Below are 15,659 nucleotides of genomic sequence, written 5' to 3'. Positions count from 1 at the left end.
CCTAGGGTGTCAGAGCGCAGAAATCGGTGGTTTGACGAGTTCGGAAGGCGCGGCACTGGCAAAGCGCGCAGCACCATGGGCCGGCTGGGCGGCCAGGGGGAGGCTGGAGTGAAGCGTCAGCAACTCAGGGTTGGCCAGCGTCGAGTGGCAGATGCCGCAGGCCGTGCAATGGCCTTCATGCTGGTGGCAGTCGCTGTCGGCTGCATTGGCGCTGCAGCTGACAGCCCCGGCGGGGCCTGCCTTGTGGGGCGCGGCCATGTCGTGATGCGGCTGTGCGTCGGCCACGAGGCTTGCATGCGCGTGGTGCGCAGCGGCTGCCATGGCGGCCACTTCGTCCAGGCTTGGCATCTGCACCAGCGCATGTCCCATGTGATGGGACTGGTCGGTGTTCTGCTCCATGGCCATGGCATCGCCTGCCAGGCCGCGCAGGGCCAGCAGCAAAACCAGGAACGAGGAGAAAAAGCGACGCATGGGCTGAATGATAGCGAAGGGCGGGGTTTAGTTCCCCGCCCGGTGCAGCAAATCGCAAATTAGATAGCTGCTTGCGCTTGCCCATCAAGGGGCAAGGGCGTATTTCATGCATTTTCAGGTCTGTTACCCCAATGGCGCAGGCGCAGGCCATTGGCGACCACCAGCAGGCTCACGCCCATATCGGCCAGCACGGCCAGCCACATGCTGGCATTGCCGCTGACGGCCAGAATGAAGAAGGCCAGCTTGATGCCCAGGGCCAGGCTGATGTTCTGCCAGAGCACGCTGTGCGCGCGCTGCGAGAGATCGACCACCTCGGGAATGCGGCGCAGGTCATCGTTCATGAGCACCACATCGGCAGTCTCCATGGCCATGTCGGTGGCATGCATGCCGCCCATGGCAAAGCCTATGTCTGCCTGGGCCAGCGCCGGCGCGTCGTTGATGCCGTCGCCCGTCATGGCCGTGGGGCCGATGTCGCGCTGCAACTCGCTCAGGGTCTTGAGCTTGTCCTCAGGCAGCATATTGCCGCGTGCATCGCTGATGCCTGCTTCTGCGGCCACCGTGCGCACGGTGGCGCTGTTGTCGCCGCTGAGCACAATGGGCTTGACGCCGAGCGCCTGCAGTTGAGCCACGGCCGCCTTGGCCTGCGAGCGCAGCGGGTCGGCCACGGCAAACAGCGCCTGCACGCCCTGCTCATTGGCCAGCAGGGTGACGGTGCGGCCCTGCTGCTCCTGCAGCATCAGCGCGGCCTGGAGTTCGGCACTGTCCCAGCCTTGCTCGCCCACCCAGCGCAGATTGGCCAGCGTCCAGCGTTCAGCGCCGATCTGGGCCTGCACGCCGCGGCCGGGCAGGGCCTGCAATTGCTGTGCTTCGGCAAAGTTCGTGCCGACCTGGGCCTCCAGCCCCTGGGCAATCGCGCGCGATACCGGGTGGTCGGAGCGCGATGCCAGCGCATAGGCACGCGGAGCGGCGTCATCGCCGCTCGCCGCATTCCAGCTCTGCCAGTCCACCAGCTTGGGCGAGCCTGTGGTCAGCGTGCCGGTTTTGTCGAATGCAATGGCTTTGAGCTGTCGGGCCGACTCCAGTGCGCTGCCGCCCTTGATGAGAATGCCGCGCTTGGCTGCAGCCGTGAGCGCGCTGACTACGGTGACGGGGGTGGACAGCACCAGGGCACAGGGGCAGGCGATGACCAGCAGGGCCAAGGCCTGGTAGGCGGCCTGATGCCAGCTCCAGTCCAGCAGCCAGGGCGCGAGCAGGCCCAGGGCAATCGCCAGCACCAGAACGATGGGGGTATAGATCTCGGCGAAGCGGTCGACAAACCGCTGAGTGGGGGCCTTGGAGGATTGGGCCTGCTCCACGGCATGGACGATGCGTGCAATCAGGCTGTCGCTGGCCGGCGCGGTCACGCGCAACTGCAGCTCGCCATCCTGGTTGATGGAGCCCGCATACAGCTCATCGCCCGGGCCTTTGTGCGCCAGCGCACTCTCGCCGGTGATGGGGGCCTGGTTGACCGAGCTTTCGCCCGCGGTGACCAGGCCGTCAAGCGGGACACGGGCACCGGGCATCACGCGCAGCACGGCGCCCAGAGGCACCTCGCTGGCGGCCATGCGCTGGGTGCTGCCGTCGGGTTGCAGCACATCGGCGGTCTCGGGCGCCAGCTGCAGCAGATTGCGGATGGCCAGGCGAGCCTTGTCCATGGCCTGGTCTTCGATGCGCTCGGCTGCCGCATAAAGTGCCATGACCATTGCGGCTTCGGGCCACTGGCCGATGATGAAGGCGCCCGTGACGGCCACGGCCATTAGTGCATGAATCCCGAGCTTGAAGCGCAGCAGATCCTTGAGACCGGCCTTGTAGACCCCCAGACCCGACAGCGCTATACCCAGCACAGCCAGTGCCATGCCCAGGTATTGAAGCGTCGAGTTAGCACCGTCGCCGCCAAACCAGTGGCAGGCCTCGGCCGCCAGAGCCGCCGCCAGAGCGGCGTAGATGCGCGGCCAGCCGGGCAGCACGCCGTGGTCGTGAGCATGGTCATGACCGTCACTCTCATCGTGAGCTTGGCTCTTGGCCGGCTCGCTGATGGAAAACGGGGCGCAGCAGCCGGTTCCGCAGGCCGATGTGGCCGTGGCGGCAATAGGTTTCGCAGTGGCGGGCACATGTTCATGCGGATGTGCATGATCGTGATCACGTGAATGACCATTGTGGCCGCCGCCATGGGCGTGTGTGGACAGTCGTTCTTGCTTCATGGCAGTATTGAAAACAATAAAGTCACTTCAAGGTCAAGCATGTCCCTCAATTCGCACGATATTCCGCGCTGGCGTATTGGCGAGGCAGCCAAGCGTTCCGGCATCGCCGCGGCCAATATCCGCTATTACGAGAAGGAGCAACTGCTCTCGCCCGGCGTGCGTGAGGACAACCAGTACCGGCTCTATACCGATGGCGATGTGCACCGTCTGCGCTTTATCCGGCTGTGCCGGGCCATGGATATGTCGCTCGATGAGGTACGAACCCTGCTGGCGCTCGATGGTGCACGCAAGGCCGATTGCGTGGCTGCCAACAAGACCCTGGATGCCCATCTGGGTCATGTGCGCGAGCGGCTGGCCGAGCTGCAGGCGCTGGAGCACGAGCTGATGCAGCTGCGCAGCCAGTGCGACGGCTCGGACAGCTTCTGCCACATCATCGAAGCCCTGCATGCCCAGGCTGACGAGCCCCTGCCCGAAGGCCTGCAGGGCAGCGCTGCGGCAAAGCGCCATGTCTGACAGACTGCAACAGCGGCGGCTGCGCCTGCACCCTGAAGTGGACGCTATCATTCCTGCATGAGCTGGAGTGAAACCACCATCAAGCTGCCGGGGCGGATCTGGGCCGCGCTTGGCGCGCAGGCCCTGGCGTGGTGGCGCAGCATTTATCTGACCGCCGTGCTGCTGGTGCTGGTCGGCTCGCCGTCGAGCTATCAGAAGCGGGGGCGGGCCATATTGGCCCAGCAGATGTATGCGCAGACCGCGCCCATACTCACGGGCTTCACCGCGCTGGCAGCTCTGCTGTGTGCGGTGATTTCGCGCATCGTCATTGTTACCGCACAAAGTTATGGCCTGTCGCGCTATGCGTTGGATCTGGTGGTGCGTGTGATGGTGATCGAGCTGATACCGCTGACGGCCGCACTGTTTGTGGCCATGCGCTGCACCATTCCGGCCGGTGTGCAGGTGGTGCAGATGCGTATGCAGGGCCAGCTCGCGAAGTGGAAGACGCAAGGCATTGACCCTGTCCGTGCGGCGTTGGTGCCGCGGGCTGCAGCGGGGGTGTTTGCGGCCGTCACGCTGGCTGCGCTCAGCTGCATCGTGGCCTTGGTCACCGTGTATCTGAGCGTCTACGGCTTCAGTCTTGCCGGATTTGTCGCCTACACGCGCATTTTTGGCCAGATCTTCACACCGTCGCTGACGCTGGTGTTCGTGCTCAAGACCTGGTTTTTCAGCCTCACGGTGGCTGTCATGCCACTGGCATCCGCTATGTATACGCCTGTTGCGCGGCACAGGCAGGGTGGGGCTGAGCTGGGTGGCTTCGCACGCATGTTTGCCGTGTTGCTCCTGATCGAGGTGATCTCGCTCATGGGCAACTATTACTGAAAGGATGGAGCCATGAGCGAAACGCGGATGGCCGAGGAGCAACTGATCGATGAAGAGTTGCTCAGCTTCAAACCCGTCGCGCATCTGCGCGCCAAGGCAGCCGCGCTGCTGGCGCTGACCTTGGTCCTGATTCTGAGTGCGGCCGCTTATCTGCTCTACGCGCGCGGAGTATTCGAGCCTACGCAGCGTCTGGTGCTGACGGCCGATGACTCCGAAGGCGTGGTCGTGGGTATGGATATGACGTTCTCGGGCTTTCCCATAGGCCGCGTGCGCAGGATAGAACTGGCCGAGGACGGCTCGGTTCGCATTCTGGTCGATGTGACCGAAAAGGATGCCCACTGGCTGCGCCAGTCCAGCGTGTTCACCTTGGTCAAGGGACTGGTGGGCGGCACTACCATCAAAGCTTATACCGGCATGCTGGGCGATGCACCGCTACCGCCGGACTCCGTGCGACCCGTGCTCAGCGGTGATGCCACGGCAGAGCTGCCTCAGATCATCAGTTCCGCCAAGGAGGTACTTGCCAATGTGGCAGCTCTGACCGCCACAGATTCGGCATTGGGCGGATCGCTGGCCGAAGTGCGCAAGCTGGCCGAGCGCATGCAGGGGCAAGGTGGCGTTCTGGGGGCGGTACTGGGCAGCGACGAGGAAGCGAAGAAGGTCGGCCAGATGCTGGAGCACGCCAACTCCCTGCTCGGGCGCATGGACCGAATGGTGGCGCGTGCCGACAGCCAGGTCTTTGATTCGAATGGCGTCATGCCTCAGGTCAAGGCAACCATGGAGCAACTCAACGGTTTGCTGGCCGACACGCGCAAAAGCATGGCCAAGGTCGATGCCGTGCTGGCCGATATGCAGGTGGTGGGCAGCAATGCCCGCGAGGCCTCGACCGATCTGGGTGCATTGCGCGCCGAGGTGGAAAGCAATCTGCTGAGGCTGGAATCCGTGCTCAACGATCTTCAGCGCAAATGGCCGTTTTCCCACAAGCCGGAGTTGAAGCTGCCATGAAGCAAAAAATCAAACAAAAACAGACTCTAGGCGAATATGGGAGAGTGATGGCTGCTATATCTGTCATAGCGATTTCGGCCTGTGGCAACCAAACCCCGGCACCGGATTGGGCTTTGAGCGCCGAAGCAGCGGCGCAAAAAGCCACGCAGGCATATTTGCAGGGACAGCAGCGTGTGGAGGCGCTGCAGTGGCAGAAGGCGCGGGATGCCGTGGCCGGCACCGGCCAACTCGCACAGGCCGCCAAGCTGGAGTTGATGCGCTGCGCAGCGCAGGTGGCCAGCCTGGACTGGAATGCCTGTCCTGACTATGAGGCGCTGGCGCAGGATGCGAGTCAGCAAGAGCAAGCCTATGCTCGCTATCTGCAGGCCCGTCCGCAAGCGGGCGATACAGAGCTTTTGCCCGAGGCGCAGCGTGCCGTGGCAAGGCAACTGCTCGGCGGCGGCTCAGGTGTGGCCGCTGTGGCAGAGATCAAGGATCCGCTGTCGAGGCTGGTAGCGGCGGGCGTGCTGCTGCGTGGCGGAGCTGCTGTGCCTGCCTTGTTGCAACAAGGCGTCGATACCGCTTCGGAGCAAGGCTGGCGCAGGCCTTTGATGGCCTGGCTGCTGCTGCAGCTCAAGGCCGCGCGGCAGGGCGGCGATGCGGAGCAACAGGCGCAGTTGCAGCGTCGGCTGAAGCTTCTGGAGACATCCGGGCCCAAGTGAACAGTCTGGCCGCCGGAGTGGATATAAAAAAGCGAGGCCAGGGCCTCGCTTTTTTGTGGACGAGCGAGCAGCAGGCCCGCTTGCTCCTGCTGCTTAGAAGCGGTGACGGATACCGGCGATCAGGCTGGTGCCGGTCTTGGGATTGGCATCGCTCACGCGGTCATACATCAGAGCGGTGTAGACGTCGGTGCGCTTGGACAGGAAGTGGTCGTAGCCCAGGGTCGCCGTGGTGCGTGTGGCGTCGGTGGCTGCTTCGTACTTGGTGCGGGCTACGGCTGCCTTCACAGTGCCGGGGGTGCCGGAGACCGGAATGTCCAGACCCAGCGAGTAGGTCTTGCTCTTGGTATCCAGATCCTTGACCTTGGCCTGGCCGTAGGTGGCGTAGAGCTTCACAACGTTGAAGTTGTAGCTGCCGCCGACCATCCAGTCGCTCTTGGTGGGCATGACTGTGCCGCTGCCGGGGTTGGTGATCTGGTCGCGCTCGTAGAAGGCCGTCAGGCTCAGAGGACCGCTCGAGTACAGAGCGTTCACGCCGACGTTCTTCTTGCTCTTGTTGCCAGGAGTTGTTTGCTCTCCGAACTGGTAGTAGACATTGGCAGTCAGACCGCCGAAGTTAGGCGTCGTGTAGACCAGCATATTGCTCCAGCCGGTGTCGGCGGGCGTGGTCAGGCGAGAACTGTCCCAGACTCCGAAGGTGGGCGTGTTCGCATGCAGCACCAGAGGCGAGATGGTGAAGGAGTCGCCAAAGGGGTTGGTCAGAATGGTGGGCAGGAAGTTGGGCGCCTTGTCGCGGCCCAGGCCGATGCGGCCGAAATTGCCGTTCAGGCCGATATTGGCGTCGCGCGAGAAAAAGGTATCGCCGGGGAAGCGGCCGGGTTCACCCGTGTCCATGCGCATGAAGGCGGTGAGGTTGAAATCGACCTTCAGGCCGCCGCCCAGGTCTTCCGTACCCTTCAGGCCCCACCAGGAAGTGGTCATGCCGCCGGAGCCGACAACGCCCTTGCGATCCTGTCCGGCCATCTTGACGGAGCCGGCATACATATCGGCCAGACCCGTCAGTTGCACATTGCTCTGGGCAAAAGCGGCGCCGGAGCAGGCCAGGGCGGCAGCCATGGCGATAAATGCAGTCTTCATGAGTGTCCTCTCGAGTTAGATATTGGATTTACGTTTTGAAATATAGCGGGGGTTTGTATACAGCTTGCTCTGCAGTTCCGCGGATGCCGATGAAATCATCTTTTCAGTGATATGACAGTGGTTTTTTTACCTCAAGGACCCAGGGAAACCACTTGTGTGCACCGCCTTGGTGCTATCGATATTGCCATGCGGAGCGACCAGTGCACGCCAGTTGCCGGTGAGTGAGTGCTGATGGATGGGCGTCTCAGGAATAACAGTCATTCCTGGTAGGCCCGGTCTCATCGAAGCCTGGGCGCTCGCCGTTTCATCGCAGGCTGCCGGGCCGCAGCAAAGGCGTATGCATGCCTGGCATCGCGGGGCGCATTCATTGCGCAATCCAGAGCGAGCAGGCGCATGGGCTTGCTTTCCAACCAAGGGCGCAGGCAGACAGCTCGCCACGTGTATTTGAGACTTTTTTGAAAAAAGTGCGCGTTTTCCCAGGGGAGACTGTTTTTCCTCCCTATAATTCATCCCATCGACACGGAATGTAGCGCAGCCTGGTAGCGCACTTGCATGGGGTGCAAGGGGTCGCGAGTTCGAATCCCGCCATTCCGACCAATTTGAAAAGGCCTGTGATGTAAATCACAGGCCTTTTTCAATGCGTGCCTCCAAAGTTGCACGCGTGAGATGCTATTAAACCTGCAGCGCCATGCGTCCGTCATGATTCATGCTTGAGCAATTGCTTCAGCAGCGGTCTTCCCGGAAAAGGGCCAGAAATCGGTTACAATAGCGTCATCGACACGGAATGTAGCGCAGCCTGGTAGCGCACTTGCATGGGGTGCAAGGGGTCGCGAGTTCGAATCCCGCCATTCCGACCAAATTGAAAAGGCCTGTGATGAAAATCACGGGCCTTTTTCTATTCCAGCTCTCCTGTTCGAGGAGAACATCGACCATGCGCATGTATTGCGGCTTTTGGGGGCCTCACCCTTCAATCTGCGGCTCCGGCCTCAGCCACAGCCAGAGCAGGACGCAGGCCATGATGCTCAGCGTCATGGCCGTGAGCCATGGTTTGTACGAGAAATAGAGAATCAGCAGGCTGCTGGCGCCCATGCTGACGGTTGCCGTCCATTTGGCACGGCGGCTGATCTTGCCACCGGTGTCCCAGTTATGCAGCAGGGGGCCGAAAACACGGTGGGCATAGAGCCAGCGGTGCAGTCTGGGCGAGCTGCGTACGGCTGCCCAGGCCGCCATCAGTATGAATACCGTGGTGGGCATGCCGGGAACCACGGCACCTATCAGCCCCAATATCACGCAGACCAGGGCAAAGGCAATGAGCAGATAGCGCAGCGGCGCGGAAAGCTGCTTGGACTCCAGGTGCGGTTCTGCGCGAGGGGTTTCGGGCGGTGGTGGCAGATCGTTCATGAGACAGAAGGTGGGCTGCAGAAACTGGTGAAGCTGCAGCCAAGCACGGCTCCCATATTAGTCAGCATTGCAGCACGTTCGGGCTTTGTGGCTGCAGATGCTGGCGGTATTTGTCACGTCCTTGTCCCGGCCTGCGTGGAGTGCAACCGCATAATCGGAGCGCATGGCCTGGCGACCGATTGGCGACCAGTATGGAATTGATTCAAGGAGCAAGACAATGACCCCCACCCCGAGCGCCGATATGTCCGATGTGATTGCCGAAGTCCGTGGCAAGCTGGGCATGATTACGCTCAACCGTCCCAAGGCGCTCAATGCGCTGTCTCTGGGCATGGTGCGCGATCTGCTGGGCACGTTGCTGGCCTGGCAAAAAGACGACTCGATTCTGGGCGTAGCCATTCGTGGCAGCAACAAGGAAGGGATGTTCGGGGCGTTTTGCGCCGGTGGCGACATCCGCTTTCTGCACGCGGCCGGAAGCTGCGGCAATCCTCAACTCGAAGATTTCTTCACCGAGGAATATGCGCTCAACCATTTGATTCACAGCTTTGGCAAGCCTTATATCGCTTTCATGGATGGCATCGTCATGGGCGGCGGCATGGGCATCAGCCAGGGCGGCTCGCTGCGTATCGTGACCGAGCGCACCAAGATGGCCATGCCCGAGACGGCCATTGGCTTGTTCCCCGATGTGGGGGGCGGCTATTTTCTATCGCGCTGCCCTGGTGCTGTGGGCGAATGGCTGGCCTTGACCGGTGACACCATCGGCGCGGGCGATGCCCTGGCTTTTGGTTTGGCCGATGGCTGCATTCCCGCCGCGCAGCAGGCCGATCTGTGGGAGACCCTGGCAACCACGGATTTTGCCAACGTGGAGGCGCTCAATGCCGTGGTGCGCTCCCGCTTTGTGAGCGCCGAGCCCAAGATAACCGGGCATCGTGCGGAAATTGATGCCTGTTTTTCTCAGCCCACGGTGGCTGCTGTTGTGCAGGCCTTGCAGGCCGGCAGCGACTGGGCTCAGGCCGAAGCCGCCACGCTGCGCAAGCGCTCACCGCTGATGCTGCATGTGGTGCTGGAGCAGATCCGCCGTGCGCGCCAGATGACTCTGGCCGAAGATCTGCGCATGGAGCGCGATTTGGTGCGCCACTGCTTTTATCTACGTCCGGGTCGCAGTGAAACCGTGGAGGGCATTCGTGCGCTGGCGGTGGACAAGGACCACAGCCCGCGCTGGAATCCTGCCAGCATCGAAGAGGTGAGCGATGCCGAGTGGCAAGCGTTCTTTGACAGCCCTTGGCCAGCGCATTCGCACCCGCTGGCGGCACTGCAAGGCTGATCTGGACCCCTATCAAAACAAAGCCCGACAGCATCGAACCTGCTGGGATTTTTTTTTTGATAGCTATCAGCGCTTTACTGGTAAGCGTTTGATGGCATTTTCACCATAATTTCAGGATGGGGGGCGTGGCCGCTTGTCCGGGCCTGCGTCTGCAAGACTCGCAAGCGCCTGCGCCAGCAGCGTTATTGAGCGGGGGGCGCATCCCTCGGCATCGTTGCTGATGGTCACAAAAGCGGGTTGACCGGCACCGGTGATGCCGGCAATTGTGTGGGCCAGCCGCTCCCGAGTATGCCGATCTTCGCTGAGGATCTCGTTGAACGGCTGGTGCTTCTTCTGGGCATCGGTATAGCCATAGGCGCCAAAGATGCGATTCAGATTCCAGCGGCACACCAGCGGCCCGGGCCACAAGGCGCGCAACGTGGGCAACTGCTCTTCGATGGGAGGCATCTTGCCGTGCAGGCCCAGACAATAGGTTGCGCCATGGGCCTTGAGTGTCCGGGGTAGCGCCGGGGTTAGCAGCTCGGGGTCCCTGACCTCGACGGCCACGACGACTTGTGGATGTTTTTGTAGCGCCTGCCTCACGGCGGCCAGCAACTGGCCCAGCCTTTCCATCAATAGGCCGGGGCGGCTGAGCAGACTCCAGGGCAGGGGACTGAGCTGAAAGACCAGCACGCCCAGCTTGCTGCCCAGCCCTTCGAGAGTGGGCTGCACAAAATGCTCTATGGCTAGGCCAGGGTCCAGAAACGCGGGGTTGGCCTCGCGCGGCTTGCCTTCCTCGCTGCGGACCTGGGCATCGGTAATACCGGCTGGGCATTTGACGACAAAGCGGAAGTCGGTATCGACCTGAGCGGCAAAGGCGGCATATTGGCTGGCCGTCAGCGGTCGCCAGAAGGTGCGGTCGACGCAGACAGTGCGCAGCAGCGGATGTTGGTGATAGGCCGTCAGGCCTTTTTTGGCCAGCACGCTACTATCGTACGCACCGTCCCAGACCAAGTCTTCCCAGCCCGGATAGGACCAGGTCGAGACGCCCATGCGCAGCAGGGGAGGCAGTTGAGCGGCCAGCTCCTGGTACTGCGCGGCTGCCGGGGCCAGGGCAATCGCGCCGCTTCTGGGTTTGTGTTTACCTGGGGCATCTGCCGGCAGCGCTTCTTCAGACTGTGCTTTGCCGGTGCCGTCTTTGGGGGGAGGCAGCTCATCGGCAAAAAAATCGTCCTGAAAGGTTTCGGGCATGTCGCAATAATTCTAATGAAATTGGCTTTCTGCGCTTGCTCATTCAGGGAAAGCAGCTATGGAAAGCATAGTTTTTAAGGTTTGCTTGCACTTCTGCCGGATATCAAGAGCAGTCTGGCGCCATGCCTATGGCAAACTCATTGGCTTCCTGTGTTGAGCGCCGTGGGGCGAATATTCGAATGCAAAAAATCATTGGTCAGATTGCTCAAGAACTGAATGTCAAGCCGCAGCAGGTGAGCGCGGCAGTGGAGTTGCTCGATGGTGGCGCCACGGTTCCGTTTGTGGCCCGCTACCGCAAGGAGGCCACGGGCGGTCTGGACGATACGCAACTGCGCACGCTGGACGAGCGCCTGACCTATCTGCGCGAGCTGGACGACCGCCGGGAGACGGTGCTCAAGGCCATTGACGAGCAGGGCAAGCTGACCGATGCGCTGCGCCTGGCAATTGTCAGTGCGCCGACCAAGCAGGAGTTGGAGGACATTTACCTGCCCTTCAAGCAAAAGCGCCGCACCAAGGGCCAGATTGCCAAGGAATTCGGCATCGAGCCGCTGGCCGACAAGCTGTTTGCCGACCCTACGCTGGATCCGCACAAGGAGGCCGAGGCTTTCTGCAAGCCAGCGACGACGCTGGACGACGGCAAGCCCGGTCCCGACTTCAGCACCACTTTTGCCGTGCTGGACGGCGTGCGCGACATTCTCTCCGAGCGCTGGGCCGAGGACCCGGCCCTGGTGCAGAAGCTGCGCGAATGGCTGTGGGATGAAGGCCTGCTCCAATCCAAGAAAGTCGAGAGCAAGAACGAAAACGACCCCGAGGTCGCCAAGTTTCGCGACTACTTCGAGTATGACGAGCCCATAGGCCGTGTGCCTTCGCACCGGGCTTTGGCTGTGTTCCGCGGCCGTGCGTTGGAGGTTCTCGAAGCCAAGCTGGTGCAACCGGTCGAGCCTGAACCGGGTAAACCCAGTCTCGCCGAGGGCAAGATCGCGCTGCATCTGGGCTGGAGCCATGCCAAGCGCGCCGCTGACGATCTGATTCGCAAATGCGTGGCCTGGACCTGGCGCGTGAAGCTGAGCCTGTCCACCGAGCGCGACCTGTTCAGCCGCCTGCGTGAAGACGCCGAGAAGGTCGCCATCAAGGTGTTTGGCGACAATCTGCGTGACCTGCTGCTGGCCGCACCGGCGGGCCAGCGTGCCGTGATCGGCCTGGACCCCGGCATCCGCACCGGCGTCAAGGTGGCTGTGGTGGACAGTACCGGCAAGCTGGTCGATACAACTACCATCTACCCGCATGAGCCGCGCCGCGACTGGGATGGCTCCCTGGCCGTGCTCGCCCGTCTGGTGGAAAAGCACGACATCAATCTGATCGCCATCGGCAACGGCACGGCCAGCCGCGAGACGGACAAGTTGGCGGCGGATCTGATCAAGATCGCCTCCAAGGCCGACAAGAAGATCGACAAGGTCGTGGTCAGCGAGGCCGGGGCTTCGGTCTATTCGGCCAGCGAGTTCGCGGCCCATGAAATGCCCGATATCGACGTCAGCCTGCGCGGTGCGGCATCGATTGCCCGCCGCCTGCAGGATCCACTGGCCGAGCTGGTCAAGATTGATCCCAAGAGCATTGGCGTGGGCCAGTACCAGCATGATGTGAACCAGAGCGAGCTGGCGCGCCAGCTCGATGCCGTGGTGGAGGACTGCGTGAACTCCGTGGGTGTGGACTTGAACACCGCTTCGGCCCCGCTGCTGACGCGTGTCTCGGGTCTGTCGGGTTCGGTCGCCAAGTCGGTGGTGCGCTGGCGCGATGCCAATGGCTCGTTCAAGAACCGCAAGCAACTGATGGAAGTGGCCGGTCTGGGTGCCAAGACTTTCGAGCAGGCAGCAGGCTTTCTGCGCATTCGCGGTGGCGACAATCCGCTGGATGTCACCGGCGTTCACCCCGAAACCTATCCGGTGGTCGAGCAGATCATCCTGGCCACGGGCAAGCCCGTGGATCAGATCATGGGTCGTGGCGAAGTGCTCAAGTCCTTGAAGCCGGAGCAGTTTGCCAATGACAAATTTGGTGCTGTGACCATCAAGGATATTCTGGGGGAGTTGGAGAAGCCCGGTCGTGATCCGCGCCCTGACTTTGTGGTTGCCCGCTTCAATGACGGCGTGGAAGACATCAAGGACCTGAAGGAAGGCATGACGCTGGAGGGCACGGTCAGCAACGTGGCCCAGTTCGGTGCGTTCGTGGATCTGGGTGTGCATCAGGACGGGCTTGTGCACGTGAGCCAGATGAGTCACAAGTTCATCGAAGATGCACGTGAAGTGGTCAAGACGGGGCAGATCGTCAAGGTCAAGGTGCTGGAAGTGGATGTGGATCGCAAGCGCATCAGCCTGACCATGAAGCTCGATGCGGCTCCCGCACGCCGCGACGGCCCGCGCGACAACCGCTTTGAAGGCGCAGGCCGCAGCAACAGCTATGGCGGCGGCAGCCGCGGTGGCTATGCGCAACCACAGCGTGGTAACCAGCCCACACAGCAAAATGCAATGGCATCAGCCTTTGCGAAGTTGCAGGGACTGAAGAAATAATCTCCTACCGGGCCGCCACTTAATTCACATTACAGGCGGCTTTTTTGTGGGAGCACATCAATGCGCAAAGCGAGAGGGCGGGCGATACTGCCAGCTATAGGGGTGGCAATCTTGGTGGTCTTTATCGGCGCCAAGATGGCATCGCGCGGCTGGATATCGTTGGACAAAATCAAGAACAAGGCCCATGCCCAGCAGCCTGCAGCCTTGGTCTGGCCACCAGCACTGGCTCCAGAGAATGATGACTTTTGTCATACCGTCAAGCTCAATCTTGCCCAGGTTGACAAGGCCCAGGAAGAGGGCATCAACATAGATCAACAACGGCGCTGCATCACGCGTGCTGCGATGGCAGAGCATGAGATGGCCAAAGTGCGTCACGCTGCCGCTCGCAAGCAGCACGAGAGCCAGCGCGCGGAGCAGGTGCAGATCGAGCAGGTGGTGGATCAACAGATCGCTTCTAGTGAAATCGCTCTGCAGAACCTGATGCAGGCTCGCGTCGGCAAGACAACACAGATTGCGGCAGCCTTGTTGCCGGCCGCCCATAAGCCCATCCAGCCGATGCCGACACCGCCTTCTCAGCTGTTTGTTTCAATGAGCTATCAGAGCGGGGATCTGAAACTCAATGCCTTTGTCACCCCGGACCCCAGGGATGGGAGGAAGCTGCCTTTGATGGTCTGGCTGACGGGAGGAGATACCAATAGCCTGGACGATTTCTGGAGCGAAGGGCCAGCCGCCAATGACCAAAGCGCCAGCGCTTTTCGCAAGGCAGGCATGGCGATGCTGTTTCCCACATTGCGCGGTGGCAATGACAATCCCGGCCAGCGTGAGTATTTCTGGGGGGAGGTACAGGATGTGGCAGCGGCCATCCTGCAGGCCGCACAGCTGCCTTATGTCGACCCGGCACGCATCTATCTCGGTGGGCACAGCACCGGAGCCACGCTGGCTTTGCTGACAGCAACGGCAGGGTTGCCAGTTCAGGGGGTGTTCGCGTTTGGTCCTGTGGACGAGGTCGGCGGCTATGGCTGGCCCGTGAAATGGGGCTTGATCTCGGCGGATGAAAAGCGCTTGCGTTCGCCCGTCTACTGGCTGCATGCAATAAAGAGTCCGACGTGGATCATCGAGGGCAGCAAGAGTCCCGGCAATATCAACAGTCTCGACAATATGTGCGCCGCACGAAAATCTAATCAGCTGCACTGCGTCTCGGTTCAGGGGGCTGATCACTTTTCCGTGTTACAACCCCTGACACGCAAGCTTGCCAGCCAGTTGGTCATGGGCCAGCCTGTGCAGCTGAATAGAGATGAAAAGCTCTGACATTCCTATGAGCCCTCTCGTGTTCATTTCGTGGTGGCGACAGCCTTGTCACTGCCTTTGGTCCAGATGAGCCGCGTCAAACCATTGAGCCTGTCAACGTTGCTGGAGCAGCATTTATTGCTGCCAAGCCAGCCGCGCGTCGTTGCGCTGCTGTCGAGTGAACTGCGCAAGCCAGAGCCCGGCATGCGCAGCCTGGTGCAATTGTTTTCCACCGATCCGGTCTTGACCGCTCGTCTGCTGGCCGCAGCCAATGGGCCAGCGCATCTGCTGGGGCAGCGCGTACACAGCATTCCCGAAGCACTGGTGCTGCTGGCGCCGGTTCAGTTGCGGCAATTGGTGCAGAAGGCGGCTCCAGTCAGCGCATCTCATGTTTCGGCAGGCTGGAGTTTGGCGAATTTCTGGCGCTACAGCCTGGACACGGCACGCATGGCGCGCGCGCTTGCAATGTCGGTTCAGGCCAACGCCTCGCAGGCCTATGCGGTGGGACTGCTGCATGGCCTGGGAGAGCTGTTGCTGCAGGCTGCCGACCCTGACACTTTCTTCAGACTTTCCGAGTTGTTGGAGCCCCTGCATCCCAAGCGCCCTCAGGTGGAGATGCAATTGATGGGCTACTGCTCAGGGCAGATTACGGCCCATCTGGCGCGACAGTGGAATTTTCCGGAGCTGATCAGCGATGCCTTTCAGTTCATGCATGCGCCGATGGAGCAGCCTGTATTCGAGCCTTTGACGGGGGTGCTGCATCTGGCCGTCTGGCGAGCATCGACCCGCGCGCTTAACTGGGGTGAGCGCCAGCTGGCAGTGACATTCCCTGCTGAAACCGGACTGGCGCTGGGCATGGACATCGACATGGTGCTGCGCCAAGCATCTATCGACTGGCACGCGGCAGGCTCCCTGGATGTTCAGTTTTAGGGCACCT

The 15,659-nt window shown here is 61.5% G+C and carries 14 protein-coding genes and 2 tRNA genes; 10 read left to right on the top strand and 6 right to left on the bottom strand.

Features of this window, described 5'->3' with window-relative positions; all coding sequences use genetic code 11:
• Positions 1-9: 9 nt before the first annotated feature.
• Together QYQ99_RS04150 and QYQ99_RS04145 are read right to left on the bottom strand one after the other, a co-directional pair.
• Entirely contained in the window at positions 10-471 is a 462-nt protein-coding gene (locus QYQ99_RS04150) for a hypothetical protein (protein ID WP_302091553.1), read from the bottom strand.
• A gap of 104 nt (positions 472-575) precedes the next feature.
• Positions 576-2,711: a heavy metal translocating P-type ATPase gene (locus QYQ99_RS04145; protein ID WP_302091552.1), complete on the bottom strand. Its 2,136-nt coding sequence runs from the start codon at positions 2,709-2,711 to the stop codon at positions 576-578.
• A 39-nt stretch (positions 2,712-2,750) separates the two neighbouring features.
• On the opposite strand from QYQ99_RS04145, the gene QYQ99_RS04140 reads away from it, so the two are divergent.
• Genes QYQ99_RS04140 through QYQ99_RS04125 form a run of 4 tightly spaced genes read left to right on the top strand, consistent with a single transcriptional unit; the run spans position 2,751 to position 5,788 of the window.
• Positions 2,751-3,224 carry a Cd(II)/Pb(II)-responsive transcriptional regulator gene (locus tag QYQ99_RS04140; protein WP_034395549.1) on the top strand — a complete coding sequence of 158 codons (474 nt, stop codon included), beginning with the start codon at positions 2,751-2,753 and terminating at the stop codon, positions 3,222-3,224.
• Positions 3,225-3,281: 57 nt separating this feature from the next.
• The gene (locus tag QYQ99_RS04135) at positions 3,282-4,085 is read left to right on the top strand and encodes an MlaE family ABC transporter permease (protein ID WP_302091551.1); all 804 of its coding nucleotides are present in this window, start codon (positions 3,282-3,284) and stop codon (positions 4,083-4,085) included.
• Between the two features lie 12 nt (positions 4,086-4,097).
• On the top strand, positions 4,098-5,087 hold the full coding sequence (locus QYQ99_RS04130; RefSeq protein ID WP_302091550.1) for an MlaD family protein: 990 nt from the start codon (positions 4,098-4,100) through the stop codon (positions 5,085-5,087).
• Positions 5,084-5,788, top strand: coding sequence for a hypothetical protein (locus QYQ99_RS04125; protein WP_302091549.1), 705 nt, complete (start codon positions 5,084-5,086; stop codon positions 5,786-5,788). The genes QYQ99_RS04130 and QYQ99_RS04125 overlap by 4 nt, the downstream gene beginning before the upstream one ends.
• Positions 5,789-5,881: 93 nt before the next feature.
• Here QYQ99_RS04125 and QYQ99_RS04120 read toward each other — a convergent pair whose 3' ends face one another.
• The gene (locus QYQ99_RS04120) at positions 5,882-6,922 is read right to left on the bottom strand and encodes a porin (protein WP_302091548.1); all 1,041 of its coding nucleotides are present in this window, start codon (positions 6,920-6,922) and stop codon (positions 5,882-5,884) included.
• A gap of 520 nt (positions 6,923-7,442) precedes the next feature.
• On the opposite strand from QYQ99_RS04120, the gene QYQ99_RS04115 reads away from it, so the two are divergent.
• Together QYQ99_RS04115 and QYQ99_RS04110 are read left to right on the top strand one after the other, a co-directional pair.
• Positions 7,443-7,519, top strand: a tRNA-Pro gene (locus QYQ99_RS04115).
• Positions 7,520-7,702: 183 nt separating this feature from the next.
• A tRNA-Pro gene (locus tag QYQ99_RS04110) sits at positions 7,703-7,779 on the top strand.
• Between the two features lie 103 nt (positions 7,780-7,882).
• Here QYQ99_RS04110 and QYQ99_RS04105 read toward each other — a convergent pair.
• Positions 7,883-8,323 (bottom strand): YbaN family protein, encoded by a 441-nt coding sequence (locus QYQ99_RS04105; protein ID WP_302091547.1) that lies wholly within the window; start codon positions 8,321-8,323, stop codon positions 7,883-7,885.
• Positions 8,324-8,540: 217 nt separating this feature from the next.
• Between QYQ99_RS04105 and QYQ99_RS04100 the strand changes: the two genes are divergently transcribed.
• A complete protein-coding gene (locus QYQ99_RS04100) occupies positions 8,541-9,644 on the top strand; it encodes an enoyl-CoA hydratase/isomerase family protein (RefSeq protein WP_302091546.1) in 1,104 nt (367 codons plus the stop codon).
• Between the two features lie 111 nt (positions 9,645-9,755).
• Here QYQ99_RS04100 and QYQ99_RS04095 read toward each other — a convergent pair whose 3' ends face one another.
• Positions 9,756-10,874, bottom strand: a complete 1,119-nt coding sequence (locus tag QYQ99_RS04095) for a DUF72 domain-containing protein (protein ID WP_302091545.1) — start codon at positions 10,872-10,874, stop codon at positions 9,756-9,758.
• Positions 10,875-11,053: 179 nt separating this feature from the next.
• Between QYQ99_RS04095 and QYQ99_RS04090 the strand changes: the two genes are divergently transcribed.
• Positions 11,054-13,435, top strand: coding sequence for a Tex family protein (locus tag QYQ99_RS04090; protein WP_302091544.1), 2,382 nt, complete (start codon positions 11,054-11,056; stop codon positions 13,433-13,435).
• Positions 13,436-13,492: 57 nt separating this feature from the next.
• On the opposite strand, the gene QYQ99_RS04085 is transcribed toward QYQ99_RS04090, so the two are convergent.
• Positions 13,493-13,879, bottom strand: coding sequence for a hypothetical protein (locus tag QYQ99_RS04085; RefSeq protein ID WP_302091543.1), 387 nt, complete (start codon positions 13,877-13,879; stop codon positions 13,493-13,495).
• Between QYQ99_RS04085 and QYQ99_RS04080 the strand changes: the two genes are divergently transcribed.
• Both QYQ99_RS04080 and QYQ99_RS04075 read left to right on the top strand, forming a co-directional pair.
• Positions 13,853-14,743, top strand: a complete 891-nt coding sequence (locus QYQ99_RS04080; protein ID WP_302091542.1) for an alpha/beta hydrolase family protein — start codon at positions 13,853-13,855, stop codon at positions 14,741-14,743. The genes QYQ99_RS04085 and QYQ99_RS04080 overlap by 27 nt on opposite strands.
• 66 nt (positions 14,744-14,809) lie before the next feature.
• Entirely contained in the window at positions 14,810-15,652 is an 843-nt protein-coding gene (locus QYQ99_RS04075) for an HDOD domain-containing protein (protein ID WP_302093107.1), read from the top strand.
• The last annotated feature ends 7 nt before the right edge of the window (positions 15,653-15,659 follow it).

It is taken from the genome of Comamonas testosteroni (assembly GCF_030505195.1).
Classification (GTDB): Bacteria; Pseudomonadota; Gammaproteobacteria; order Burkholderiales; family Burkholderiaceae_C; genus Comamonas; species Comamonas testosteroni_G.
This window is presented reverse-complemented; position numbering and strand designations above follow the sequence as displayed.